The organism is Amycolatopsis sp. w19 (genome assembly GCF_051373225.1).
Classification (GTDB): Bacteria; Actinomycetota; Actinomycetes; order Mycobacteriales; family Pseudonocardiaceae; genus Amycolatopsis; species Amycolatopsis japonica.
On sequence record NZ_JBPQFM010000002.1, the window covers coordinates 120,917 to 146,461 of the forward strand.

The window sequence follows — 25,545 nt, forward strand, 5'->3', positions numbered from 1 at the left end:
TGCCCTTCGGCTTCGTCTTCAACGGGCGGCGACCCCCCGTTGACGAACGGTTCGGGAGAGAACGTGGCAAGGAACACTGCCGTCAGTCAACTGTCCATAGTGGACATACAGCCTGGTCACGGTACCGAATACCTGTGCTTCCCACCTGCCGGCGGCACGGTTCTCGGTCTGCGCGGGCTCGCCCGCGCAGCGGCGGGATCGGCGGTATGGGGCGTGGAATATCCCGGACGCGGCGCGCGTCTCATCGAGCCGCCCGGCGAATCGCTCGGCATCCTCGCCGAGGAGATCGCCCTGGATTGCCTCGATCGCTTCGGTGCCGAAGGTTTTTCACGAACCGTGCTGATCGGCTTCAGTATGGGCGCGTTCGTCGCACTCGAAGTGGCCCAGCGCATCCTCGGCCGAGGGCTACCCGGCCCCGCGGGCCTGGTCGTGGTGGGCGCGTGCGCGCCGCAGCGGCGAGTTCCCGGGAAGTACGCGAAGACGGACGCAGTCGAAGCGGGAAGGCTGCTCGAGCGCTCGTCGGCGGACTACCGGCACTCCCCCGAACTCCGGGAGTACACGCTCGATCTGTTCCTCGGCGACCTGCGGTTGACCAGCGCCTACCCGGGCCCCGCGAAAGTGCCGTTGTCCTGCCCGATCGTCGCGTTCCGGGGCGCGGACGACCCGGACTTCGCGACCGGCGACGAGGATATCCGGGCTTGGCGGGCCTGGACGACCGGACGGTTCACCGGCTGCGTCGTGCCCGGGGGCCACTTGGCGGTTCTCACGCCAGGCGAGGAAGCCCGCTTCTGGGATCTGGTCCGGTTCGGTTCGGAACCGTGCGATGACTGAGGCGGCGTTGTCCACGGTGAGCGGTGTGGCACGACGGATTCCCGACGTGACCTGGTGCGACTTGTTCGAGTTTCAGGCCCGGCGGGCCCCCGCCCGGGTCTGTCTGGTGGCCGACGAGGTCGCCTGGACCTTCCACGACCTCGACCTTGGGAGCGAGCGGCTCGCCCGCATGCTGCGGGACGCGGGCGCGTCGCCAGGGACGGTGGTGGCCTGCGCGATGACGAGGTCCGTGCGAGCGGTGCTGGGCGTACTCGCGACGGCGAAGGTGGGAGCGGTCTACCTTCCGGTCGATCCCGCCCTGCCCGCCGCACGCTTGGACGCGATTCTCGCCGACGCCCGCCCCGCCGTCGTGCTGACGGATGTGGTGCGGCTCGCGGAACGGGCGGACCTGGTCCTGTCCACAGAGGACTGGCAGGCGGAGCTCGCCGGGTACGCCGGACACCGGTCGCCCAGGGCCGCCGCCGGTCCGGCGTACCTCATCTACACCTCCGGTTCGACGGGCCTGCCCAAAGCGGTCCTGGTGGGACACCGGAGCCTGGTCAACCTGTACGGCGAACTGGCCGACGGGTTCTTCCCCGCGGGCCGTGGTCCTCAACGGGTGGCGCACGGATTGCCGCTGTTCTTCGACGCGTCATGGAATCCGCTGCTGTGGATGGCGGGCGGGCACGAACTGCATCTGCTCGCCGACGCCGTTCGCGCGGATCCGGAGTCCTATGTGGACTTCGTACGGGAGCACCGGTTGTCGGTCGTGGAGGCGGTGCCCGCGCAGATGTCGGCACTGGTGGAGGCCGGGTTGCTCGAAGGACGGAGCCGTCCGCGGATGCTGGTGATGGGCGGAGAGGCCATCGGCCAGGATCTCTGGTCGTATCTGCGCGCGGCCCCGGGCGTCACCGCGGTGAACCTGTACGGCCCGACCGAGTGCACGGTGTTCACCACGGCCTGCCGGCTCGACGACCACGCGACGCCGTCGATCGGACGGCCGATCGGCAACACCACCGCCCGGATCGTCGACGAACACCTGCGGCCCGTGCCGATCGGGGAACCCGGCGAACTCGTGATCAGCGGCTCTTGCCTCGCGCTGGGCTATCTCGGGCGGCCGGGGCCGACCGCGGACCGGTTCGTCACCGCGGGAGAACGCCGGTACCGGACCGGCGACCGGTGCCGTCTCATGGCCGACGGTCACCTGGAATGGCTGGGCAGGCTGGACGATCAGGTCAAGATCCGCGGTCATCGGGTCGAGCCGGGTGAGGTGGAGCAGGCGCTGCTCACCTCTCCCGGGGTCCGGCAGGCCGCGGTCAGGGTCGAAGGCTCCGAGCCGCGGCTGGTCGCCTACGTCGTGCTCGACACGGGAAGCGTCGACCAGCTGCGGGAACGGCTTCGAGCCATGCTGCCGGCGTATCTGCTCCCCTCCACCATCGTCCCGCTCGAGGCGATGCCCCTCGGGCCGACCGGGAAGATCGACCGGGCCGCTCTCACCCCGCCCGTCGCGGTACGGCGGACGATCGTGCTGACCTCCACCCAGGAGCTCGTCGCCGCCGCGTTCCGCGTCCAGCTGGAGCTTCCGGTGGTCGACGCGGACAGCGACTTCTTCGACCTCGGCGGGCACAGTCTCTCCGCCGCGGCGCTCGCCGCCCGGTTACGGGCACTGGGTGTGCCCTGTTCGCTGCGGGACGTCCTGCTGCGCCGCACCGTGGCCCGGCTAGCCGAACTCGTTCCCGCCACAGAGAAAGGAAGGACACCGTGATGGACGACTACGACGTGATCGTCGTCGGCGGCGGGCCGGGTGGCTCCACCGTCGCCGGCCTCACGGCCGCGGAAGGTCACCGGGTGCTGCTGCTGGACAAGGACCGTTTCCCGCGTTACCAGATCGGGGAATCCCTGCTCCCCGCCACGGTCCACGGGATCTGCGCGATGCTCGGTGTCCGCGACGAGATCGAACGGGCGGGCTTCGTCCGCAAACGGGGCGGCACCTTCAGATGGGGCACCGGTGCCGAGCCGTGGACGTTCTCCTTCGCCGCGTCCGATCGCATGGCCGGGCCCACGTCGTACGCGTATCAGGTCGAGCGCGCCCGGTTCGACACGCTGCTGCTCGACGGTGCCCGCCGTCTCGGTGCCGAAATCCGGCAAGGACATCGGGCACTCGGCACGCTCCGGGCGGGCGAGCGGATCGGTGGCGTCCGCTACCTCGACGACGCCGGCTACGAACGGCACGCGACGGCCAGGTTCGTGGTCGACGCCTCCGGGCATGGCAGCCGGCTCCACCACGACGTCGGCGGCATCCGCGAGTACTCGCCGCATTTCCGGAACCTGGCGCTGTTCGGCTACTTCGAGGGCGGCCACCGGATGCCCGCGCCCGACGCGGGGAACATCCTCTGCGTCTCGTTCGCCGACGGCTGGTTCTGGTACATCCCGTTGTCGGACACGTTGACCAGTGTCGGCGCCGTCGTCAAACAGGAATCGGCGGACCGGGTGCAGGGCGATCCGGAGACCGCCTACTCGGCGCTGATCGAGGATTGCCCGCTCATCGAGGAGTTCCTCCGCGACGCACGCCGCGCGACCGAACCACCGTACGACCGGCTCCGGGTACGGAAGGACTATTCCTACGACCGGACCGTCCTGTGGTCGCCGGGCATGGTGCTCGTCGGCGACGCCGCCTGCTTCATCGACCCGGTGTTCTCCTCGGGGGTGCACCTGGCGACCTACAGCGGGTTGCTGGCCGCCCGGTCGATCAACAGCACCCTCGCGGGTTTCGCGGACGAGAAGCGGTGTTTCGCCGAGTTCGAGGCCCGCTACCGCCGGGAATTCGGGCTGTTCCGGGATTTCCTCATCTCCTTCTACCGGCTGGACTCCGGCGAGGACGACTACTTCCGGCAGGCGCGACGGCTGACCGGCCATCACGGAACCGCCGGCGAGGCTTTCGCCGAGCTTGTCGGCGGAGTGTCCTCACAGGACTTTTCCCGCGCGATGTTCGGCGACGTGCTCGCCGAAGGTGTGCAGCTCCAGCTGCGTGGCCTGCTCGGCGAGGCCGCGGGCGACGAGCCGCCGATGTTCCCCGGCGGGCTCGTCCCCACCGCGGACGGCAGGCGGTGGCGGGTGCCCGATGCCTGACCTGGCCCTGCTGCTCGCCGCGCTCGCCGTTCTGCTGGCCATGGCCCGCTGCTTCGGCTGGGTCTTCACCCGTGCCGGGCAGCCCGCCGTCCTCGGGGAGATCACCTGTGGGCTCGTCGTCGGCCTCGCCCTGCAAGCCGGCCCGGGCCTGCCCGGCCGGGTCGACACGACGCTGGACGCGCTCGCCCAGCTCGGCCTGATCCTGTTCCTGTTCGGGGTCGGCGCCCGCCTCGCGCCGTCGATGACGGCGGCACGGATCACGGCGGCGTTCGTCCCCGCCCTCGGCGCGACCGTCGTCCCGGTCGTCCTCGGCACGTTGCTCGCGCTCTGGCTCGCCGCACGCCACGCCCCTGCCGGGGTCACGCCGTTCGTCCTCTTCGCCGCCGCGGCCATGGCGGTCACCGCCTTCCCCGTACTGGCGCGGATCCTGTCCGAACGGCGGATGCTGGACGACGACCGCGGCCGTTGCGCGCTCACCGCCGCCGCGCTCACCGACGCCACCGCCTGGGCGGCACTCGCCCTCGTCGCCTCCGTCCACAGTGGAACCCAGGACTGGACGCTCCTGCTGGCCGTCCCGTTCCTGGCAGGCCTGCTCGTCCTCGCCCGGCCGTGGTTCGGCAGGGCGGTGGATCGCCTGTCCGGGCCGACCGCGGTCGTGACCATGGTCGCCCTCGCCTGCGCCGGAGCCGCGACGACCGACGCCATCGGCCTGCATTCCGCGATCGGCGCGTTCCTGATCGGCATGGCCGCCGGAAGGCCCGTGTCCCGGCACGATCCCGCCGCGCTGATCACACCCGCCGCGTCCCTGCTGGTCCCGCTGTACTTCGTCCTCATCGGACGGAAGGTCGACCTCGGCGGGCTCGACGCCGCCCTGATGACCGAAACCCTCGCGATCATCGTGGTCGCCGTCGTCGCGAAAGGCGGCGGCGCCTACCTCGGTGCCCGCCTCGCCGGACAACCGCCGCGGCCGGCCGCGGTGTTCGCGACCCTGATGAACACCCGCGGTGTCACCGAACTCGTCTTCCTCAGCATCGGGCTCGGCCTGGGCGTCATCGACAGCGCCTTCTACACCGCGATGGTCGCCATGGCCCTCGTGACGACGGCCATGACCGGCCCGCTCCTCAACCACCTAGAACGAGACAAGGTGACCCGAGATGCCTGACCACCCGGCGGAACCCTGGCGGATCAAGATGATCGAACCGATCCGCACCACCACCCGCGAACACCGCGAAGAAGCCTTACGGGAAGCCGGATGGAATCCCTGTCTGCTCCGCTCCGAAGACGTCTACATCGATCTGTTCACCGACTCCGGCACCAGCGCGATGTCGGACCGGCAGTGGTCGGCCCTCATGCGCGGTGACGAGGCCTATGCCGGCGCCCGCAGCTTCTACCTCTTCGAACAGGCCGTCCGGACGCACTACGGCTACGAACACGTCATCCCCGTCCACCAAGGCCGGGGCGGCGAGAACATCCTCTCCCGCTGTCTCATCCGCCCTGGTTCCCATGTCCCCGGCAACATGTACTTCCCCAGCACCCGTGCCCATCAGGAACTCAACGGCGCCACCTTCCACGACGTCATCATCGACGAAGCACACGACGCCACCGACGAACACCCGTTCAAGGGCGACGTCGACCTCGCCAAACTGCAGGCCGTCATCGCCGAACACGGCGCCGCCATCCCCTACGTCTCACTCGCCGCCACGGTGAACATGGCGGGCGGCCAGCCGATCAGCGTCGCCAACCTCACCGCCGCCTGCGACCTCGCCCACGCCCACGGAATCCCCGTCTTCCTCGACACCGCCCGCGCCGTCGAGAACGCCTGGTTCGTCAAGCAACGCGAACCGGGCTGGGCGAACCACTCGATCGCGGACATCCTCCTCGCGCTGTGCGCCCCCACCGACGGCGCCGTCATGTCGGCCAAAAAGGACTGTCTCGCCAACATCGGCGGCTGGATCGCCCTCCGCGACCCCGGCCTCGCCGAACAGGCACGCGGGCTCGTCCTGCTCTACGAAGGCCTCCACACCTACGGCGGCATGGCCGGCCGGGACATGGAAGCCATCGCCCAAGGCATCGGCGAATCCGTCGACGAACACCACATCCGCGCCCGCATCGCCCAGATCGAATACCTCGGCCACCGGCTCGACACCGCGGGCGTCCCGATCGTCCACCCCGTCGGCGGGCACTGCGTCTGCGTCGACGCCACCGCCGTCCTCGACCATCTCCCCCGCACCGAACTCCCCGGCCAGACCCTCGCCGCCGCCGTCTACCTCGAAGGCGGGATCCGCGGCGTCGAACGCGGCACCGTCTCAGCCGGGCGCGACCCGGCCACCGGCGAGAACCGCTACCCGCCGCTGGAATTCCTCCGGCTCGCCATCCCCCGGCGCGTCTACACCCAAAGCCACATCGACCACGTCGCCGACAGCCTCGTCCGCGTCCACAAGAACCGCCATGACATCACCCACGGCCTCACCTTCACCCACGAACCACCCCACCTCCGCTTCTTCCAAGCCCGCTTCGCCCCGGCCGGGGGTGCCGACATCTACGACGGGTGACCGATCCGGTTGAGGGCGGAACCCCTCCAGGCAAGCGGATGACGCGCGTACTCTCGATCGAGAGGGCAGTTCGCCACCAGGGGAGGCAGCATGTCGGAGGTCGATGCGATCCAAGCCCGCCGGACCGCCGTCTCTCTCGCCACGAGCCGATTCGGCCCGGATCATCGGGAGACGCTGAAAGCCAGGAATCTGCTCGGCTTCGCCCTGCACCGTGCCGGCAGGCTGGCGGAGGCCGGGTGCGAGTTGCGAACCGCCAAGAACGACTGCGCCCGCGCACTCGGCCCTGCCGACCCGGAAACCCTGTTCAGCCAAAGCCTCCTCGCGTACCTCCTGCTCGACTCCGGCGACTTGCGCGAAGCGGTGAACCAGCAACGCATGCTGGTCGAGGCCTCGGTGGCCGCCCTCGGTGAGCGCGATCCGGTCACCCTCGGCCGCCGCGTGAATCACGGCGTGCTTCTCCACCACCTCGGTCGGCGGGCAGCCGCCGAACAGGAACAACGCGCCACTCTGGCGGTCTGCGGCGAAGCCCTCGGCGCGGGGCACCCGATCACCACCAGTTGCCGCAGCAGTCTGGAGACGATTCGAGGAACCTCGTGATCGGGTAGCCCCGGGCGCCTGCCCAAGCTATTCGTCATTCGTGGGGCGCCAGACGCCGAACCACTGCTCGGCGCCGTACTCCTCGAACCGCTCCACCTCGATGAATCCCAGCCTCGCTGCGAGCCGCATCGAGGGATCGTTCGCAGTCTGCGTGCAGAGCACCACCGATTCAGCGGGAAGCGCGTCGGCGAACCAACCGAGCGCTGCCGCGCACGCCTCCGCGGCATACCCGCGTCCCCATGCCCGCGGCAGGAACAGGTAGCCGAGCTCGGTCTCCCCGGCGTCCGGGCGGACGTGCCCCGGACGCTCGGCATCGCGCTGATCGAGCGTGAGCATGCCGATCATCGATCCGTCCAACCTCCGGCGAGGCGAACAGCTCGATGAACGCCGCTCGGTCCCGCGCCTCGGACTCGCGGAGCACGAGCCGCTCGGTCTCGATCGGGGCCGGTGGCCAGACGACGGATCCACGCTCGGTCATAGCGGGCAAGCTAGCGCACGCCCATGCGGTCAGACGCTCCACCGCCAGGCCCGGGCCGCGAGATTTCGTGTCGCCAAGCCGATTCCGGTCTTCGGCACGAGTATGGCCGCGGTCATCTTGGCGGTACGCCGTGCGGGCCTGACCCGGGCGCGGTGCTCGGCCTCGTACTGACCGAAACCGGTGGACGACGCCGACGTCAGGGCGGTGGCGAGCGTGTACGCGCCGGCGATCGCGAGGCTGGAGCCTTCGCCGAGCAGGGAAACACAGGAGGCCGCGTCACCCACCAAGGCGATCCGGCCGCGTGACCAGGCCGGGAGGTCGACGACACTGACGGCGTCGAAGAAGACGTCGTCGGCCTCCTGCAGGCGTTCGAGCAGCTCGGGGACCCGCCATCCGGCATCGCCGTACGCCGCGGTGACGATCCGCTTGTGCCGGGCAGTGTCCCGGTGGTCCACATTCTCGGCTTGGGCACGGAAGATGAACGCGATGCCGCCGTGGTCCCGTGACGGGTGAACAGCGACCAGCCTGCCCGGTGTGTTGTGCAGGAGCACGTCCTCGGGGTGGTCGACCGAGCCTCCGAACGACGTCGTGGCGACAAAGATCCCCATGGGGCGCACGAAAGAACGCTCGGCGCCGAAGGTGAGCCGCCGGACCGCGGAGTGCAGGCCGTCCGCGCCGATCACGAAGTCGAAGCGCCGGGGTGCGGCCCGGTCGAAGGTCACGTCGACGCCGCGCTCGTCTTGGCGCAGCGCGGCGATCGTGTCGTCGAACAGGAACTCGGCGTCGCCGCTGGCCGCCTCGTACAGCACGGTGACGAGATCGGATCGTGGGACTTCGAGCCCCTCCCCCTTGCCCGCGGACAGGCCGACGGTGGCGATCCGACGGCCGTCTCCGTCGAGCAGGCACACCCTTTTCGTTCTCGTCGCGACGTCCCGCAGACGCCCTACGACGCCCATGGCCTCGACGACCGGCAGCGCGGGCCCGCGGACGTCGACCGGATTACCGCTGGAGCGCATGCCCTGGGCCCGCTCGACGACAGTGACCTTGAAGCCGTTACGTGCCAACCAATAGGCGAGCGTCGAGCCGGCGACTCCAGCGCCGCAGATCAACACGTTCTCCATGCCGGACGACGATATCAGCAGTGAGTGCAACTCGGCAATGACTGCAAGTTTGCACTCACTGCTGCTCCGCGTATGCTCCCCGCATGTCCCTCCGTGATCGAAAGCGAGCCCGCACGCGCCAAGCGCTGATCGATGCGGCGACGGAACTCTTCGAGCGCAAGGGCTACGACGAGACGACGATCGCCGACATCGCGGCGGCCGCGGAGATCGGCGCGCGCACGTTCTTCAGCTACTTCGCCAGCAAGGAAGAGCTGCTGTTCCCGGACGCCGACGAGCGCGTACAGGCCGCCATCGACGCCATCGCCACTCGCGGACCGGCCGAAGGCCCGGCCGAGGTACTGCTGCGAGCCCTGAGCCAGGTCACCGCCACCAGTGACGAATTGGTCAGCCCCCTGGCGGCGTTGCGGCTGCGGATGATCCAGACCGTGCCCGCCGTCCGCGGCCGTGCGCTCCAGGAACAACTGGCCGCGCAACGAGAAATCGCGAAGCGTCTGGCGGCCGCGTTCCCGGACCGGATCGATCCGGTGGGAGCGGCGGCGCTGACGGGGGCGTTCGTCGGCGCGGTCACCGGCGCACTTCAGGCCCTGCTCGACGACACCGACGGAACGGACCCCGCCACCTTGCAGGCCGCGATGAGGACCGCGACCGAAGTCGCGCTCGCACCCTGGCGACTATCGCCGTGACCGGACACGGTGGCCCAGTGTCGTGCGCCTGGCGCGGGTGAAGGGCGCTTTACCCGCATCGCATGCGGTGAAAGTCCCCTTCACCCGCCCCGAGCCCGCTCAGGCGACGGTCCTGGCCTCGACGTCCGCGTTCGTCTTCTCGTGCAGGTCGACGCCCCGCGTTTCCGGGAGCGTGAAGACGACCAAGGCGCTGATGACCATCAGCACCATGCCGTAGACGACGAACAGCGACGGGTGGCCGTTCTTCGCGAGGAGCGTCTGCAGGTACGGCGCGGTGCCGCCGAAGGCCGCGACCGCGATCGAGTACGGCACGCCGACGCCGATGGTGCGGATACGCGTCGGGAAGATCTCCGCGTAGACCGCCGGGCCGATGGACGAGAACCCGGCCATGAAGACCAGGGCGATCGACATCGCCAAGAACAACTGCCAGGCCTGGTCGCCCACCATCGCATTCAGCGGGAAGCTCAGCACCAGCAGGCCGACGATCGCGATGAACAGGACCGGCTTCCTGCCGATGCGGTCGGACAGCCTTCCCCACAACGGCAAGGCGATCAGGAAGATCACGTTCGCGAACACGCCTGCCCACAGCGCACCGGTCGGGTCGACGCCGCGTACCGTGATCGCGTACGACGGCGCGGCGACGGCCCACATGTAGTAGATGACCGTGGCCCCGACGGTCAGGCCGACGACCTGCACGAGCAATTTCGGGTTCTGCTTGATCGTCTGCCAGATCCGGCCCTTCTCGGCCTTCTTCCCGGCGGCTTCGTCCTTGGCCGACTCGGCGAGGAAGACGCCGGTCTCCCGCATGCGCAGCCGCATGTAGAGCGAGTAGATCCCGAAGATGCCACCGATCACGAACGGGATCCGCCAGCCGAAGGAGAGCATCTGATCGTGGCTCAGCACCCCGGAGAGGACCGCGCCCAGCAGCGTGCCGGCTAGCACGCCACAAGTGCCGGAGAAGTAGATCAGGCTCGACCACAATCCTCGACGGCCGGCCGGGGCGACCTCGGCGATGTAGGTCTGCGCCGAAGGCAGTTCACCGCCGTGCGCGAGGCCTTGGCCCAGCCGTGCCACCACGAGGATCACCGACGCCCATACGCCGATCTGGCCGTACGTGGGGGAAAAGCCGATGACGAGGCTGCCGCCGGCGGCGATCGCGACCGTCAGCGTCATCGACAGCTGACGGCCCTTGCGGTCGGCGATCCAGCCGAAGACCAAGCCACCGAGGGGTCGGGCGGCGAAGCCGACCGCGAAGACCGCCAAGGTGCTCAACAGCGCCGAAACCTCGTCGTGCGCGTTGAAGAACTGCGCGGCGAAGAACGACGCGAAGGTCGCGTAGATGTTCCAGTCGAACCATTCCATCGCGTTGCCCGCACCGAGGCCGAACAGGGTGCGGCGGCGGTCCGGGATGGTGGCGGTGCCCGCGGTCGCGCTCATCGGGTGGCTCCTTCGGCCAAGCGGTCGAGACGGCGGACGGCGAGTTCGGCGTAGACGGTGGCGGCCCTGGACAGCACGGACGGGTCGAAGTCGGCGTACGGGCTGTGGTTGTTGGGCGCGGTGTCCGGTTCGAGCCCGGGCATCAGCGCACCGAGACCGAGGAACGTGCCCGGCACTTCGGCCAGCACCCGGGAGAAGTCCTCGGATCCGGCCACCGGATTGGGGAGTTCGGTGTAGTACTGCTCGCCGATCGTCTCGCGGACGACCTCGGCGCCGAACGCGGTCTCGTCGACGTCGGTGACGGTGACCGGGTACTCGCTTTCGAAGACGACGTCGGCGGTGACGCCGTGCGCTCGCGCCACACCGTCGATCGTCTCGCGGATCGCCGTGTCGAGCAGCGCGCCGGTGGCGTCCGAGAAACAGCGGACGGTGGCCTCGAACTCGGCGGTGGCGGGGATGACGTTGCGCTTGGTGCCGCCGCGGATGACGCCGACCGTGATCACGGCCGGATCGAAGATGTCCAGCCGCCGGGTGACCATCGTCTGCAACGCGGTGATCATCGCCGCGGTGGCGGAGATCGGATCCTTGGCGCGGTGCGGCATCGACCCGTGGCCGCCCTCGCCGTGCACGGTGACGAGCAGCCGGTACGACGCGGACATCAGCGTGCCGGGACGGCTGGCGAACTGCCCGCTGGGCAGCATCGACGAGAAGACGTGCAACCCGTAGGCCGCGTCGGCGCGCCTGCCCGCGGCGTCGAGCACGCCTTCCCGGAGCATCACGCCGGCACCGTCCCAGCCCTCCTCGCCGGGCTGGAACATCAGGACGACGTCGCCGTTGATGCGGTCGCGGTGCGTGTGCAGCAGCCGGGCCGCGCCGACCAGCGACGTGGTGTGCAGATCGTGGCCGCAGGCGTGCATCGCGCCGTTCGTGGCGGCGAAGTCCAGGCCGGTCGCTTCGGCCACCGGGAGCGCGTCCATGTCCGCGCGCAGCAGGACCGTCCGCGGCCGGGCCGAATCCCTGGCCGTACCCTCGCCGCGCAGCACCGCGGTCACCGAGGTCGTGTCGGTCCCGGTGGAGACCTCCAGGCCGAGCCCGTCGAGTTCACGCAGGACCCGCTCCTGTGTGCGGGGCAGGTCGAGACCGATCTCGGGCTCGCGGTGCAGGTCGCGCCGCAACCGGACCAGCTCGTCCTGCAGGCTTCGAGCGTCGTCGTGAAGGTCCACCGGTCGATCTCCTCTGCGTCGGACGTCGGCGTCTTGGTCGTCGAGTGTGCGAATCCACGTCCGATATCGGGCTAGAATTGTCGGAATCGCTCAACGATCGACCCCTGGACGTAAAAATGGTGATCGGTTCGCTGGATGAGGAGGACTTTTCGCTCATTCACGCTCTGCAACTGCGGCCCCGCGCCTCTTGGGCTCAGCTGGGCGACGCCCTCAGCTCGTCGCCGGTGACGCTGACGCGGCGGTGGGAACGGCTGCGTAACGGAGGCGGAGCCTGGGTGACGGCCTATCCGCGCGTGCCCGGACGGTCCCGGATCCAGGCCGCGTACGTCGAGATCCGCTGCGCGAGCGGCCAGGTGCGGGCACTCATCAGCGAGCTGTCCGCCTGGCCGTCGGTGGTCAGCATCGAGGAGGCTTCGCGCGAGTACAGCCTGGTGCTGACGGTGTTCGGCCTCGGCATGCACGACCTGTCGACGCTGCTCCTGGACGCGATACCCGGCCTTCCCGGTGTCCTCAACATCCGTTCGCATCTGGTGTCGCGCTTGCACGTCGAAGGCAGCTCGTGGCGGGTGGGCGCGCTGGACCGGGGGCGCGTGCAGGCGTTGTCCCAGCTACCGCCGTCCGGCGGCACGGGTGGACGGCAGACGGCGATGCGGCCGTGGCAGGAGCCGTACGCCTCGCTGACCGCCGCGCTGGGCGAGGACGGCCGCCGCACCGCCGCCGACCTGGCCCGGCTCACCGGCCGTCCGGTGTCGACCGTCCGGCGCCAGCTCGGCCACCTGATCGCCGCCGACGCGCTGACGTTCCGGTGCGAGATCGCGCAGGGGCTCACCCCGTCGCCGATCGTCGTCAACTGGTGGTGCCAGGTGCCCGTCGCGCATGTGCCGACCTGCGTGGACCGGCTGCGGGCGAACCCGGCCATCCGCCAGATCGCGAGCCTGCCCGGCCCGGCGAATCTGCTGGTGACCACGTGGATGCGCTCGATCGAGGAATCGATGCGGATGCAGGAACATCTGGAGCAGGACCTGGCCCCGCTGTCGATCGTCGACTCGGCGCTGATCCTGCGGACGGCCAAACGGATGGGCTGGCTGCTGGACGATCTGGGGCGCAGCACGGGTTTCGTCGTCACCATGCCCGCGCGCCGGGAATGAAGCTATTGCGGGGTAAGAACAAAGGGGCGTGTCAATGGCCAAGGCGGTTCTCGGTCGACGCCGACCGCCGAATAACTGTCCACAAAGGACATTCAGTATCGGCCGACTGCCCGATTCATGCCTATATGCGCGATTCCAGGTGGGGGTCGTGAGTGATAAAGAGGGTTAGAACGACCATTGCCACTCACGACCCCGCACGAAGCGCCCGAACCGGGCAGCCTGACGAGGACTAGCATCCCTTGTGGACAGTCGCCGACTGTCCCGAAAGTGGCTTCGCGACACGAGCGCAGCCGCCGCGAGGTCAGGTCATCGCGACCAGAGTCCGCCGCTTACCCGTGAACGGCTCCCGCCCGTGCGCCATCAGCATGTTGTTGATCACCATGATGTCACCGGGCTGCCAAGGGAACGCGTAGCTGACCTCGTCGTAGGCCGCCTTGACCGCGTCCAGGTCCGCCTGCGGGATCGGCGAGCCGTCGGCGAAGAAAGCGTTGCGGGGCAGGTCTTCCACGGGGTACAGCTCCAGCAGCGCCTCGCTGACCTCCTCCCCCAGGCTCGAAACGTGGAACAGGTTGGCCTGGTTGAACCACACCATCCCGCCGGTGTGCGGCTCCTCGACGAACGACGGGCGCACGTGCCGTGTGCGCAAGCCTTCTTCGGTCCACTCGTACGTCTGGCCGTTGGCGGTGCAGTAGTCCTCCACCGCCTGCCGGTCTTCGGTCTGGAACGCCTCCTGCCAGCTCAGCCCGAGGCCTTCGCGGAACGCCCGCGTGTAGGTGACGCCACCCGCGAAGCGCTCGCGCAGGTCTTCCGGCAGCAGCCGGTACATCGCGCGGCTGTCGGCGATCGGCGTCGCGCCACCGGTTTCGGCCGCGATGTCGCACAGGAAGAACAGGCGGTCCGGCCAGTGCGCCGAGTACGAGCTCTCGTTGTGCATCGGGATCGACTCGGCGGGCGGGTACTCCGTCGAGGTGTAGATGTTGCCGGAAACCGCCGAGCGCGGCGTCGATCGTTCCGTGTAGGTCAGCAGCGAGCCGCCGATCTCCTCGGTGACCTGGTTGAACACCGTCAGATCGGCGGGCATCCCGCGCAGCAGGATCGCGCCGTGCTCGCGTAGCCGCTCCTGCAACGTTTCGCGGTGCGCGCGCACCCAGTCCAGGCCCGTGGCCGCGTACACGGCGAGCTTCGTGTGGTCGTTGCCCTCGATGTGCCCGAGGTTCGCCGTGAGTTCGGCGGTCATGACTCCTCCAGTTCGAATCGGATCAGCTTGGCGGCCTCGGCGTGCAGCGCGGCGAGGTCTTCGGTGTCGGCGAACCCCGCGGCGAGCACGTTCACCGCGTAGATCTCCTGGTCGTCGGTGAGCAGCTGGCCGGGGCGCACGATCGTGACCACCTCCAGGACCTCGGGCAGGTCGGCGACCTCGTCGGTGCCCTCGACGCGGACCAGCCGCCCGGTGCCCTCGGCGTAGAAGATGAGGTAGCCCACCGGTACCGGCAATCCCACGCCTCGCTTGGGCTGCGGCGTTCCCAGGGCCAGCGACACGGCCTCGGCGATGACGTCGATGCCGGTCGCGAGCTTCAGCAGCACCGGCTGGGCGCCGCCTGCCGGGCGGCCCGCGTTCACCTCGACGATCGTCGGGCCGAGTTCGGCGTCGTCGATCAGCTCCAGATGAGCGCAGGTGTTGTCCAGGCCCAGCGCGAGCGCGGCGGCCGTCGCCGCCGCGAACAGCCGTTCGGTGTCCTTTTCGGACAGTTCGAGCGGCGGGCAGACCATGCCCAGCTCGAACTTGCGTTCGTCGATCAGCGGTTTCTCCACCACGGCCACCGGCTCCGCGACACCGTCGCGCACCAGGACGTCGACCGCGTATTCCGGGCCGCGCAGCAGGCCTTCCACAAGGAACACCTTCAGCGGGTCGATCGACCCGACGAGCCGGTGGTACCGGGCGTCCTCCGACAGCGGCAACCGCTCGGCCAGCAGCCGGTACGCCGCCGCCAGTTCGTCCACTGTGGACACCGTACGGACGAGGTTGCTCGCCGCGCCGTTCACCGGTTTGACGATCGCCGGGAGCCCGACCGCCTCGGCCACCGACGCCGCGTCGGCCTCGGCCGAGATCAGCGCGCAGCGCGGCCCCGGCAATCCGGCCGCGGCCAGCGCCTGCCGGACGGCGAACTTGTCGTGCGTCAAGGCGAACACCGACGCCGGGCAGCGGGCGACGCCGAGCAGCTCGGCCGCGCGGGCGACGCTCGCGACGATCCCTTCGGCGGCGGTCACCACCCCGGCCGGGAGCGGGGTCCGTGCCCGGATCGCCGCGGCCACGGATTCCGCGTCACGGACGTCGCCGACGACGATGAAGCCGTCCACCAGGTCGGCCAGCTGCGCGAGCTCGGCCGGTTCCAGGGGCTCGGTGACCAGCTCGGCGCGCAGGCCGGTCGCCCGCACGGCGGCCACGACGTCGGCGATCCACTGTCCGGCGGTTTCCCGGACCACGAACGCGGTGTTCACACATCCTCCAGTTCCAGCTGGACGAGCTTGCTCGCCTCCGCGTGCAGGGCGGCGAGGTCGTCGTGATCGGCGAACCCGGCCACGACGAGGTTGACCGCGTAGGTCTCCTGTTCGTCGGTGAGCACCTGTCCCGGCGAGACGGTGGTGACGACGTCGATCACCTCGGGCAGGTCGGCGATCTCGTCGAGCCCGCCGATCTTCGTCAACCGGCCCGAACCGGCCGCGTAGAGGATCAGCATGCCCAGCGGGATCGGCAGTTTCGCGGGTTCCCGCGCCGGCGGCGGAGCACCGACCGCGAGCGCGGCCAGCTCGGCGAACACGTCGATGCCGGTGCGCAGCTTCGCCAGCAGCGGCATGATCGAACCGGCGGGCCTGCCCGCGTTGACCTCGACGATCGTCGGGCCGCGGTCGGCGTCGTCGATCAGCTCGACGTGAGCACAGGTGTTGTCGAGACCCAGCGCGCGGACGGCAGCGACGGCCGCCGCGGTGACCAGTCCGGCCCGGTCGTCGGCGAGCCCGGCCGGTGGGCACGACAGCGCCAGCTCGAACTTCCGTTCGTCGATCAACGGCTTGTCGAGAATCTCGACCGGCTCGGTTGCCCCGTCACGGACGAGCACGTCCACCGCGTATTCCGGGCCGCTCAAGAACCCTTCCACGAGGAACGTCTTCGCGGGATCGAGTGTCCCCAAGGGACGGTGGTAGCGCGGATCCGCGGACTCGGGCAACCGGGCGGCCAGCAGCTCGTACGCGGCGGCCAGCTCATCCACAGTGGACACGGTGCGGACGAGGTTGCTGCCCGCCCCGTTGACCGGTTTGACGATCGCCGGGAGCCCGACCGCAGCGGCGACGGTCTCCGCTTCGGCGGCCGACGAGATCAGGGCGTACGCGGGCCCTGGCAGACCGGCCGCGGCAAGGGCCTCCCGGACGGCGAACTTGTTCGCGCACAAGGCGAACACCGACGCCGGGCACCGCGCCACCCCGAGCAGTTCCGCGGCATGGGCGGTGCTCGCGATGGCGCCGTCCGAGCCGGTGAAGATCCCGGCCAACGCGCCGCCGTCGATCTCCCGGACCTTCGCCGCGACGGCTTCCGGGTCGTGGACATCGTCGAGGGCGACGATGTCGTCCACCACGCCGTCCAGCGACGCACGCTCGGCCTCGTCCATCGGCGGGGCGAGCAGCACCACACGGTGCCCGGCCGCCCGCATCGACGGCGCGACCTCGCCGACCCAGTGCCCGCGGGCCTCCCTGACCAGCACTGCCGTACTCATGTGGCTTCCTTCCCGGCGAGCTTGCGCTCCCGTTCCTGTGCCCCCACCAGATCGTCGGGCAGCGAATCGGGCACCTCGGTGTCGAACCGGCGCAGCCGCCGCAGCGAGAACCCGCCCAGGTTGATCAGCAACAGGATCAGCGCGAAGACGACGTAGGCGAGCCCGATCCCCCGCGTCTCGCCGGTGCCGAGCACGGCGCCGACCGATCCGGTCAGCGCACCGCCCGGCGCCAGCAGCGGCGAGAACCAGCCGACCGCCAGCGGTGCGAGCACGGCGAACCCGATCGGCAGCGTCGACCAGGTGATCGTCTGGTTGATCGCGAACACCCGGCCGTGGAACCGCTGCGGCACCTTGACCTGCACGAGCGTCGCGTAGATACCCTGCGACACGGCCATCGCGGCGGCCAGGAGGAACACCCCGGCCGCGACCACGATCAGCGACGGGCGAAGGCCCATCACCAGGCTGCCGAGCGCGATCCCGACGTTGCCGGCGAGCACGCCGACCATCCGCCGCTGCCGCGGGCCGCCCCACAGCGCCATCCCGATACCGCCCGCCACCGCGCCGAGAGCCTCGGCGAGCGCCACCTGCGCGACGTCGGTGACCGAACCGAACGACAGCACGAGCGGCGAGACGAGCACCAGCGCGGGAGCGAGGAAGACGTTCGCCAGCGCGAAGTACAGCAACATCGTGCGGAAACCGCGGTGGTTCCACGAGTACCGCAGCCCACCCGCGATCGCCGTCAGCAGCGGCTCGCGCGGGCGCCAGCCCATCATGTCCGGGAACCGCACCAGCAGCAGGCCCACGATCGCGAACACGTAGCTCGCCATGTCCAGGATCAGGATGCCGGACAGTTCGATCGCCGCCAGCAGCCCGGCGGCGAGCACCGGCATCAGCAGCTGGGCGAACCCGTTGGACAGCTGCGCGAGGCCCATCGCGTGTCCGAGGTACTGCTTCGGCACCAGCTGCGCCACCGACGATTGATAGGCGATGCGCTGGAACGAAGAGGCCACCGACCCGAGCGGGATCAGCACGTAGAACAACCACAGCTGGACGTGCCCGGTGACCAGCAGCAACGCCAATATCAGCTGGATCCCGCCCGCGATACCGCTGGCCGCGATCATGATCCGCCGACGGTCACCACGGTCGACCAGCGCGCCCGCCACCGGCAGGACGAGCACGCCGAACAGCAGCGCGAGCGCCCACAGCAGACCGAGGTCGGCGACCGAGCCCGTGCGGGTGTAGAGCCAGATCGGCACCGCGAACGACGTCAGTGCCGAGCCGGTGGAGGACACCAGCTGCCCGATCGTGATCGTGACGAACCGGCCCATACTCGGCCGCACCTCGGGTTTGTCGTCCACGACCGCCCGATGGGTCTCGTGTACCGCCCAGGCCGCGTCCTCGCCGCGGACCCGGACGTCGAGTTCGCCGGGATCGTCCAGCGCCGGATGCACACGCGTGACGATCTCCGCGAGTTCTTCGGCGCGGTAACGCAGGAAGAAGTGCCCGGCCTGGTCGAGCACCACGAGCGCGGTCGTGTCGGTGAGGAACTCCCACTCCCGGTACCGCTCGGCGTAGTAGTCGGTGACCGGATCCTCGGAGCCGACGACCGACACGATCGGCGCGCGCAGTTTGGCCACGCGGGCGTCGAGCAGGCCGCTGAAGTACTCCTCGGCGGCGCGGCTGTCGGCGCGCATGTTCGTGATGATCCGGTCGGCCTGCGCCGGGTCGAGGTCGTCGGTGTCGACGCCCATACCCTTGAGCCAGTTCGAGTAGTACCGGTTGCTGCGCAGCTTCTCCAGCCGGGTGCGCAGCGTGCCCACCGCGCCCTTCATCCGGGCGAACGGGAAGATCGCGCCGATGTAGACGACCTCCAGCTCGCGGCCGCGCTCCTCGAGCAGCCGGGCGACGGCGACGGCGAGCGCGTTGCCGACACCGCAGTGACCGTAGATGGCCAGCGGTCCGTCGATACGGTCGAGGATCTCCTCGGTCAGCCGCTCGACCAGGTCATCGAAGGGCAGGGCTTCCTCGGACAGCCCGACGTCGTGGCCGGGGATGGCGACCGAGTAGAGCGAATGGCCCTCCGGGAGCGCGTCGGCCAAGGGCTGGTAGACGATCGCGCTGCCGCCGCCGTAGGGGAAGCAGACGTAGGTCAGCGTCCGCTGCTTCGCCGGCTTGGTCAGCTCGTACAGCAGGTGCCGTGGCCGGTCGGCGTCGTCACCGTCCATGAAGGACGCCAGTTCGCGGATGGTGCGGTGCTGGAACAGGTCCATGACGCCGACCTGCCCGGCGCCCGCCTTGCCGATCCGCGCCACCACCTGGGTGGCGAGCATCGAATGGCCGCCGAGGTCGAAGAAGTCGTCGTCGACGCCCAGCTCGTCCACCTTGAGCACGTCGCGCCAGATTTCGGCCAGGAGAGTCTCGGCCGGAGTCGACGGTGCCACCAGTTCCTTGGTCGCGTCCCTCGACGCGACCGGCGCGGGAAGTGCCTTGCGGTCGAGTTTGCCGTTCGGGGTGAGCGGCAGCTCGTCGAGCGCGACGAACGACGGCGGGACCATGTAGTCCGGCAGGCTCTGCTTGAGCGCCGTCCGCAGCGTGCCGGGCTCGGCGTCGCCGACGACGTACCCGACCAGCCGCTTGTCCCCCGGCGTGTCCTCGCGGACGATCACCGCGGCGTCGCGCACGCCTGGCTGGGCGCGCAGGGTCGTCTCGATCTCCCCCAGCTCGATGCGGAGACCGCGCAGTTTGACCTGGTGGTCGATCCGGCCGAGGAACGCGATCGTCCCGTCCGGGCGCCAATGCGCGAGGTCGCCCGTGCGATACATCCGTCCACTGTGGAACGGATCGGGCACGAACCGCTCGGCCGTCAGCTCCGGGCGATTGTGGTAGCCCAGGGCCAGGCCGACGCCGGCGATGTGCAGCTCGCCGGGGACACCGACCGGGCAGGGCCGCCCGGCACGGTCGAGCACGTAGATCCGGATGTTCTGGATCGGCGCCCCGATCGGCACCGACGCGACGTCGGCGAGCGCGGCGGGAGTGCAGTGCCAGGAGGTGACGTCGATCGCGGCTTCGGTCGGGCCGTAGAGGTTGTGCAGCTCGCAGCCCGGCAGCCGCCGGGTGAACTCGCGGGCGGCGTCGAGCGGCAGTTCCTCGCCGCTGCACACGACCCGCCGCAACGCCGTGCACGTCTCGACGCCTTGTTCGGCCAGGAAAAGCGTGAGCATCGACGGCACGAAGTGCGCGGTAGTGACGCTTTCCGACGCCAGCAGCTCACGCAGGTACGCGGCGTCCTTGTGGCCGCCGGGTTCGGCGAGCACGAGCCGCGCACCGGTGATCAGCGGCCAGAAGAACTCCCAGACCGACACGTCGAACCCGGCCGGGGTCTTCTGCAGGACCGAATCGGCACCGTCGAGGCGGTACGCGCGCTGCATCCAGTCGAGCCGGTTGACGATGCCGCGGTGACCGTTCGGCACGCCCTTCGGCTGACCGGTCGAGCCCGAGGTGTAGATGACGTACGCCGGATCTTCCGGGCCGGCGAGAGCTTCGGGCGGGGTGACCGGCTGCTCCGCTGTTTCGGAAGGGTCGTCCAGGACGACGACGGTCGCGTCCCCCGGCGGCAGCGTTTCGCGCAACGTCGCCTGCGTCAGCACCACCGGCGCGGCCGCGTCCCGCAGCATGAACGCCAGCCGGTCGGCCGGATACTCCGGGTCGAGCGGGACGTACGCGCCACCGGCTTTCAGCACGCCGAGAAGCGCGACGACCAGCTCGAACGACCGTTCCGCGAACACACCGGTGAGCACGCCCGGTCCGACACCGAGCCCACGCAGCCGGTGCGCGAGCCGGTTGGCCCGCTCGTCCAGCTCGCGGTAGGTCAGCGACGCGCCGCGGAAGGTCACCGCGGGCGCGTCCGGCGTCCGGGCGGCCTGCTCCTCGACGAGCGCGTGCAGCGTGGTCTGCGGGAACTCGGTGGTGGTGTCGTTCCAGCGCTCCAGGACGAGTTCACGCTGCACGTCGTCGAGAATGTCCACTTCGGACAGTCGGCGGCCCGGGTCGGCGACGATCGAACGCAGCAGGGTGACCAGCCGCCCGGCCATCCCGTCGACCGTGTCGGCGGTGAACAGCGCGGTGTTGTACACGAGCTTGCCGATCAGCCCGCGTTCGAGCTCGATCGCGTGGAATTCGAAGTCGAACCGGGTCGCGGGCAGATCCATCGGCAGCCAGCGGAAGTCCACTTCGGACTCGCCCGCCTCGCCCATCCGGCCCATTTCGTAGTTCTGCAGCACGAACATCGCCTGGAACACCGGCGAGCGGCTGACGTCGCGAGGCACGCCGAGCGCGTTCACGAGCCGCTCGAACGGGACGTCGGCGTGCTCGAACGCGTCCAGCACGTGCCGCCGGGTCCGTTCGAGCAGTTCGGCGAACGTCGGGTCGTCCGCCAGCTGGGCACGCAGCGGCAGCATGTTGATGAACATGCCCGCCACGCCCTCCAGCTCGGGCAGGCCGCGCCCGGCCGACGACGAGCCGATCGCGAAGTCCTCCTGGCCGGAGTACCGCGAAAGCAGCACTTGGTAGGCGGCCAGCAGGGTCATGAAGAGGGTGACCCCGTGCTCACGGCTGAGGTCGCCGAGGGCGCGGATGAGATCGCGCTCGACGAAGAACTCGTGGATCGCGCCGTCGAAGCTCTGCTTGGCCGGCCGGGGCCGGTCGGTGGGCAGCTCCAGTGGCTCGACACCGGCGAGCTGGGCCTTCCAGTGCTCCAGCTGCCGGTCGAGTTCGCCGCCGGTGAGCGTGCGGCGCTGCCAGTGCGCGAAGTCGCCGTACCCGATGCTCAGCGCGGGCAGCTCGGCCGTGCCGCCGGTGCTCAGTGCGTGGTACTGCGCGGCGAGGTCGCGCAGCAGCAGGTCGACCGACCAGCCGTCGCCCACGATGTGGTGCGTGCACAGGACCAGCAGGTGTTCTTCGTCGGACACCCGGGCCAGCGTCGCCCGCAGCAGCGGCCCCGTGGCCAGGTCGAACGTCTCGGCAGCGGCGGCGTCGACGGCCGCGCGGGCCGCCTCTTCGCTTCCGGCATCCACTATGGACAGCTCGACGGTGACCGAAGGTTCGATGTGGACGGTCGGCTGTCCGTCGTCCCCTTCCGGGAACCGCATCCGCAGCGCCTCGTGCCGCGCGGGCAGAGTGTCCAAAGCGGACTGGAGCGCAGCGACGTCGAGCCTGCCGGTCAGCCGGATCGGCACCGGGATGTGGTACGACCCGGTGCCCGGCGCGAACTGCTCCATGAACCAGACGCGTTCCTGCTGATACGACAGCGGGACGACGGCATCGGCGGGGCGCGGTGTGATGGTCGCGGCCGGTTCCGCGCGCCGCCGCAGCCGCCGTTCGAGCAGAGCGCGGCGCGCGGCCGCGCTGGTTTCGTCGATCGCGGTCATGAGTTCCCGCCTTCGGCCAGCTGGCGCTGGACCTCTTCGTCGCTGAGCTGGTCGAGATCTTCCTCGAGCCGCCGCTCGATCTCGGCGGCGAGCGCGGCGACGGTGGTGAGGGTGAACAGCCCCCGCACCGGGATGTCGACCTCGATCTGTTTGCGCAGCCGGGCCATCGCGCGGATCGCCAGCAGCGAATTGCCGCCACGGGCGAAGAAGTCGTCGTGCGCGCCGAGGTCGTCGATGCCGAGCAACTCCCCGAGCACCTCGGCGACGAGTTCTTCGGCCGCGGTGCGGGGTGCGACGTACGCCGGTGCCTCATCGGGTTCGGGATCCGGCAGCGCCGCCCGGTCGAGTTTGCCGCTGGCCGCCATCGGCAGCGCGTCGAGCGGCATGAACCGGGTCGGCACCAGGTACTCCGGCAACGTCTTCCGCAGGGCCTCGGCCGCGCCCTCGGTGCTGCCGACGACGTAGCCGACGAGCGTGTCGCCGCGGACCGCCACGGCCGCGTCCCGCACCTCCGGCAGCTCACGCAGCGCCGCTTCGACCTCACCGGGCTCGATACGGTAGCCGCGCAGCTTCACCTGCTCGTCGGTGCGGCCGAGGTAGTCGAGCGTGCCGTCGCGACGCCAGCGGACGAGGTCACCGGTCGCGTACCTCCGGCCGGACGGGCCCTCGACGAACTTTTCGGCGGTCAGGTCCGGCAGGCCGAGGTAGCCACGGGCGAGTTGGCGCCCGGCGACGTACAGCTCGCCCGGGACGCCCGGCGGCACCGGCTGCCCTCGCTCGTCGAGAACGTACGCGCGGGTGCCGGGCACCGGACGGCCGATCGAGACGGGGCCGGACGGCAGCGCGTCCCCGGGTTCGATCCGGTGCACGACGCAGCCGACCGTGGCCTCGGTCGGGCCGTACTCGTTGACGACGAGCGTGCTCGGGTGGCGCTCCCGCCACGGCTGGGCGGCCTCGGCGGTCAGCGCTTCACCACCGAGCACCAGTTCACCCGTCGGGAACAGCTCCTCGGCGAGGATGGCGAGGTGGGTCGGGGTCGCCTTGACGAACGTCGGGCGGCCACCGTCGACGACCGCGCCCCCGGCGGTGAGGGTGCCGAGCAGCGTCGTCACGGTGAGGTCGAACGACGGCGACGTGTGCAGCAACGCCCGCCCGGCCAGACCGGGGTACGCCTCACGCGCCCATGCCAGGTACGCGTCGACGGCCCGGTGCTCGACCTCGACACCCTTGGGCCGTCCGGTCGAACCCGACGTGTAGATGACATAGGCGACATCGCCCGGACCGGCCGCCGGTTCCGGGTCTTCGGTGGCCGCGGCGGACCACTCGGCCGGGTCGTCCAGTGCCAGCGTCTTGGTGTCCACTGTGGACTCACCGGTGACCAGCGCGAACGGGACACCCGCGTCGGCGAGGATCAGCGCCTGCCGGGGACCCGGGTTGGCCGGGTCGAGCGGGACGTAGGCCGCGCCGCTCTTCAGCACCCCGAGCACACCGATAAGCAGATCCGCCGAGTTCGGCACACAGACGCCGACGACGGTGCCGGGACCTGCGCCCAGTTCACGCAGCCGGTGTGCGACACGGTTGGCTCGCGTGTTCAGCTCGGCATACGTCAGGCGGACCCCGCCGAAGTCGACGGCGGGCGCGTCCGGGGTCCGTCGTGCCTGTTCCTCGAACCGGGCGTGCACCGTCTTGGTGTCCGGAGTGGACAGTTCCGTCGGGTTCCACCCGGTCAGGACCAGCTCGCGCTCGGCGTCCGACAGCAGCGGCAGATCCGCGACCGACCCGGCCGGATCGGCCAGCGCCGCGGCGAGCAGCCGCACGTACCGCTCGGCGATGGCTTCGGCGGTCTCGCGGTCGAACAGATCGGTGCGGTAGACGAGCCTGCCGTCCACGGAGGTCAGGTCGATCGCGATGTCGTCCTTCGCGGTGGCCGAACGGATCGGCTCCAGCCCCGAGTCGGGCAGGAAGTTGAACCCCAGCTGGTACAGCGCCTGCACGCCGGGATCGCGTTCGGCCCCGACCGCCTCGGCGACCGCCTGGAACGGCACCTGGCTGTGGTCGATCGCCTCCAGCAACGTGGTCCGGACCCGGCCGACCAGCTCGGTGAACGCGGGCGCGCCCGAGCAGTCGATCCGCACGGCCATCTGGTTGACGAACATGCCGATCAGGTCGGCCAGCTCCGGCAGGTCGCGGCCGGCGACCGGGACGCCGACGACGACGTCGTCCACTCTGGACAGTCGCGACAGGAGCGCCGCGTAACCGGCCAGCAGCACCATGAACGGCGACGCCGACAGCTCCCGGCTCAGCTCGCCGACCCGGTCGATCAGACCGTCCGGGAGGGTGAAATGCACTTGATCACCGGCGAACGTCAGCTCCGACGGCCGAGGCCGGTCGGTGGGCAGGCCGTGCACCGGCGGCAGCCCTGCGAGCTGCTTGCGCCAGTAGTCCAGCTGTTCACTGGACGTTTCGAGCTGCCCGCGCTGCCAGGCCGAGAAGTCCGGGTACTGGATGGCCAGCTCGGGGAGCTTCGGCTCACGACCCTCGAACACGGCGTCGCACGCCTCGCCCAGCTCCGTGCCCAGCACCAGCACCGAGCCGGCGTCGAACACGGTGTGGTGCACGACGAACGTGAGCACCCACTCGTCGTCGGCCGTCCGGCACACCTGGGCCCGCCAAGGCGGCGGCGAGTCGAGCGGGATGGCCCCACGCGAAACCTCGCCGACGAGTTCGGCGAGCCGGGCTTCGCGGGCGTCGGCGGGCAGGTCCCGCAGGTCGTGCACCTCGGGCTCGATCGGCACCTCGGCGTGCACGACCTGCATGAGCGCGCCGCCCTCCATGCGGAACGACGTGCGCAGCGCCTCGTGCCGCCCGACGATGACGCCGAGCGCGGCACGCCACTGCTCCGCGGTCAGCGGGCGGTCGAGCCGCGCCTGGCAGTGCAGGTTGTACACCGGGGACGCCGGGTCGAGCTGGCCGGACAGCCAGATCCGCTCCTGCCCGAACGAGGCCGGGAACGTCCATTCCTTCGTGTCGCTCATGATTTCCTGTTCTCAGTGTCTGTCGAAGGTGGAGTGCTCGCGAGAGGCAAGGCGAAGATGTGCTGCTCGCTCACCGGTGTACCGGCTTCGGATGTTGTGAAAGCCACTTTCGCAACGTTGAACGTTGCGAAAGTGGCTT

At 70.1% G+C, this 25,545-nt stretch carries 17 protein-coding genes; 8 read left to right on the forward strand and 9 right to left on the reverse strand.

Annotated elements, in window-relative coordinates:
• Window positions 1-99 precede the first annotated feature (99 nt).
• From ACSMFO_RS05140 to ACSMFO_RS05165, 6 genes are all read left to right on the forward strand, one after another.
• Window positions 100-831: a thioesterase II family protein gene (locus ACSMFO_RS05140; RefSeq protein ID WP_436457164.1), complete on the forward strand. Its 732-nt coding sequence runs from the start codon at window positions 100-102 to the stop codon at window positions 829-831.
• Window positions 824-2,575: an amino acid adenylation domain-containing protein gene (locus tag ACSMFO_RS05145; protein WP_436457165.1), complete on the forward strand. Its 1,752-nt coding sequence runs from the start codon at window positions 824-826 to the stop codon at window positions 2,573-2,575. Before ACSMFO_RS05140 ends, ACSMFO_RS05145 begins: the two co-directional genes overlap by 8 nt.
• Window positions 2,575-3,939, forward strand: coding sequence for a tryptophan 7-halogenase (locus ACSMFO_RS05150; protein ID WP_436457166.1), 1,365 nt, complete (start codon window positions 2,575-2,577; stop codon window positions 3,937-3,939). The genes ACSMFO_RS05145 and ACSMFO_RS05150 overlap by 1 nt, the downstream gene beginning before the upstream one ends.
• Window positions 3,932-5,101, forward strand: coding sequence for a cation:proton antiporter (locus ACSMFO_RS05155; RefSeq protein ID WP_436457167.1), 1,170 nt, complete (start codon window positions 3,932-3,934; stop codon window positions 5,099-5,101). Before ACSMFO_RS05150 ends, ACSMFO_RS05155 begins: the two co-directional genes overlap by 8 nt.
• Entirely contained in the window at window positions 5,094-6,491 is a 1,398-nt protein-coding gene (locus tag ACSMFO_RS05160) for a tryptophanase (RefSeq protein WP_436457168.1), read from the forward strand. Before ACSMFO_RS05155 ends, ACSMFO_RS05160 begins: the two co-directional genes overlap by 8 nt.
• Window positions 6,492-6,581: 90 nt before the next feature.
• On the forward strand, window positions 6,582-7,088 hold the full coding sequence (locus ACSMFO_RS05165) for a tetratricopeptide repeat protein (RefSeq protein WP_436457169.1): 507 nt from the start codon (window positions 6,582-6,584) through the stop codon (window positions 7,086-7,088).
• 27 nt (window positions 7,089-7,115) lie between these two features.
• Here ACSMFO_RS05165 and ACSMFO_RS05170 read toward each other — a convergent pair whose 3' ends face one another.
• Together ACSMFO_RS05170 and ACSMFO_RS05175 are read right to left on the reverse strand one after the other, a co-directional pair.
• The gene (locus ACSMFO_RS05170; protein ID WP_436457170.1) at window positions 7,116-7,433 is read right to left on the reverse strand and encodes a GNAT family N-acetyltransferase; all 318 of its coding nucleotides are present in this window, start codon (window positions 7,431-7,433) and stop codon (window positions 7,116-7,118) included.
• A gap of 162 nt (window positions 7,434-7,595) precedes the next feature.
• The gene (locus tag ACSMFO_RS05175; protein WP_436457171.1) at window positions 7,596-8,687 is read right to left on the reverse strand and encodes an FAD-dependent oxidoreductase; all 1,092 of its coding nucleotides are present in this window, start codon (window positions 8,685-8,687) and stop codon (window positions 7,596-7,598) included.
• A gap of 83 nt (window positions 8,688-8,770) precedes the next feature.
• On the opposite strand from ACSMFO_RS05175, the gene ACSMFO_RS05180 reads away from it, so the two are divergent.
• Window positions 8,771-9,370, forward strand: a complete 600-nt coding sequence (locus tag ACSMFO_RS05180) for a TetR/AcrR family transcriptional regulator (protein ID WP_073842301.1) — start codon at window positions 8,771-8,773, stop codon at window positions 9,368-9,370.
• Window positions 9,371-9,469: 99 nt separating this feature from the next.
• On the opposite strand, the gene ACSMFO_RS05185 is transcribed toward ACSMFO_RS05180, so the two are convergent.
• Together ACSMFO_RS05185 and ACSMFO_RS05190 are read right to left on the reverse strand one after the other, a co-directional pair.
• Complete coding sequence (locus ACSMFO_RS05185) at window positions 9,470-10,807, reverse strand: MFS transporter (RefSeq protein ID WP_436457172.1); 1,338 nt, start codon at window positions 10,805-10,807, stop codon at window positions 9,470-9,472.
• Window positions 10,804-12,030 (reverse strand): M20 metallopeptidase family protein, encoded by a 1,227-nt coding sequence (locus tag ACSMFO_RS05190; RefSeq protein WP_436457173.1) that lies wholly within the window; start codon window positions 12,028-12,030, stop codon window positions 10,804-10,806. The genes ACSMFO_RS05185 and ACSMFO_RS05190 overlap by 4 nt, the downstream gene beginning before the upstream one ends.
• 116 nt (window positions 12,031-12,146) lie before the next feature.
• Here ACSMFO_RS05190 and ACSMFO_RS05195 point away from each other — a divergent pair, with 116 nt between their 5' ends.
• Window positions 12,147-13,178: an AsnC family transcriptional regulator gene (locus ACSMFO_RS05195; RefSeq protein ID WP_436457174.1), complete on the forward strand. Its 1,032-nt coding sequence runs from the start codon at window positions 12,147-12,149 to the stop codon at window positions 13,176-13,178.
• A gap of 301 nt (window positions 13,179-13,479) precedes the next feature.
• On the opposite strand, the gene ACSMFO_RS05200 is transcribed toward ACSMFO_RS05195, so the two are convergent.
• From ACSMFO_RS05200 to ACSMFO_RS05220, 5 genes are read right to left on the reverse strand one after another with little or no spacing between them, the layout of a single operon-like run.
• Window positions 13,480-14,415 carry a TauD/TfdA family dioxygenase gene (locus ACSMFO_RS05200; protein WP_378414866.1) on the reverse strand — a complete coding sequence of 312 codons (936 nt, stop codon included), beginning with the start codon at window positions 14,413-14,415 and terminating at the stop codon, window positions 13,480-13,482.
• Window positions 14,412-15,677: an ATP-grasp domain-containing protein gene (locus tag ACSMFO_RS05205; protein WP_436457175.1), complete on the reverse strand. Its 1,266-nt coding sequence runs from the start codon at window positions 15,675-15,677 to the stop codon at window positions 14,412-14,414. Before ACSMFO_RS05205 ends, ACSMFO_RS05200 begins: the two co-directional genes overlap by 4 nt.
• Window positions 15,674-16,945 carry an ATP-grasp domain-containing protein gene (locus ACSMFO_RS05210; RefSeq protein ID WP_436457176.1) on the reverse strand — a complete coding sequence of 424 codons (1,272 nt, stop codon included), beginning with the start codon at window positions 16,943-16,945 and terminating at the stop codon, window positions 15,674-15,676. Before ACSMFO_RS05210 ends, ACSMFO_RS05205 begins: the two co-directional genes overlap by 4 nt.
• Window positions 16,942-22,371 carry a non-ribosomal peptide synthetase/MFS transporter gene (locus ACSMFO_RS05215; protein ID WP_436457177.1) on the reverse strand — a complete coding sequence of 1,810 codons (5,430 nt, stop codon included), beginning with the start codon at window positions 22,369-22,371 and terminating at the stop codon, window positions 16,942-16,944. The genes ACSMFO_RS05210 and ACSMFO_RS05215 overlap by 4 nt, the downstream gene beginning before the upstream one ends.
• Window positions 22,368-25,406, reverse strand: coding sequence for a non-ribosomal peptide synthetase (locus ACSMFO_RS05220; protein ID WP_436457178.1), 3,039 nt, complete (start codon window positions 25,404-25,406; stop codon window positions 22,368-22,370). Before ACSMFO_RS05220 ends, ACSMFO_RS05215 begins: the two co-directional genes overlap by 4 nt.
• Between the last annotated feature and the right edge of the window lie 139 nt (window positions 25,407-25,545).

What these genes read in the sequence shown, in the direction of transcription:
- ACSMFO_RS05145 (WP_436457165.1), top strand. Translation starts at nt 824, where the DNA reads ATGACTGAGGCGGCGTTGTCCACGGTGAGCGGTGTGGCACGACGGATT.
- ACSMFO_RS05150 (WP_436457166.1), top strand. Translation starts at nt 2,575, where the DNA reads ATGGACGACTACGACGTGATCGTCGTCGGCGGCGGGCCGGGTGGCTCC.
- ACSMFO_RS05155 (WP_436457167.1), top strand. Translation starts at nt 3,932, where the DNA reads ATGCCTGACCTGGCCCTGCTGCTCGCCGCGCTCGCCGTTCTGCTGGCC.
- ACSMFO_RS05160 (WP_436457168.1), top strand. Translation starts at nt 5,094, where the DNA reads ATGCCTGACCACCCGGCGGAACCCTGGCGGATCAAGATGATCGAACCG.
- ACSMFO_RS05165 (WP_436457169.1), top strand. Translation starts at nt 6,582, where the DNA reads ATGTCGGAGGTCGATGCGATCCAAGCCCGCCGGACCGCCGTCTCTCTC.
- ACSMFO_RS05170 (WP_436457170.1), bottom strand. Translation starts at nt 7,433, where the DNA reads ATGATCGGCATGCTCACGCTCGATCAGCGCGATGCCGAGCGTCCGGGG.
- ACSMFO_RS05175 (WP_436457171.1), bottom strand. Translation starts at nt 8,687, where the DNA reads ATGGAGAACGTGTTGATCTGCGGCGCTGGAGTCGCCGGCTCGACGCTC.
- ACSMFO_RS05180 (WP_073842301.1), top strand. Translation starts at nt 8,771, where the DNA reads ATGTCCCTCCGTGATCGAAAGCGAGCCCGCACGCGCCAAGCGCTGATC.
- ACSMFO_RS05185 (WP_436457172.1), bottom strand. Translation starts at nt 10,807, where the DNA reads ATGAGCGCGACCGCGGGCACCGCCACCATCCCGGACCGCCGCCGCACC.
- ACSMFO_RS05195 (WP_436457174.1), top strand. Translation starts at nt 12,147, where the DNA reads ATGGTGATCGGTTCGCTGGATGAGGAGGACTTTTCGCTCATTCACGCT.
- ACSMFO_RS05200 (WP_378414866.1), bottom strand. Translation starts at nt 14,415, where the DNA reads ATGACCGCCGAACTCACGGCGAACCTCGGGCACATCGAGGGCAACGAC.
- ACSMFO_RS05210 (WP_436457176.1), bottom strand. Translation starts at nt 16,945, where the DNA reads ATGAGTACGGCAGTGCTGGTCAGGGAGGCCCGCGGGCACTGGGTCGGC.
- ACSMFO_RS05215 (WP_436457177.1), bottom strand. Translation starts at nt 22,371, where the DNA reads ATGACCGCGATCGACGAAACCAGCGCGGCCGCGCGCCGCGCTCTGCTC.
- ACSMFO_RS05220 (WP_436457178.1), bottom strand. Translation starts at nt 25,406, where the DNA reads ATGAGCGACACGAAGGAATGGACGTTCCCGGCCTCGTTCGGGCAGGAG.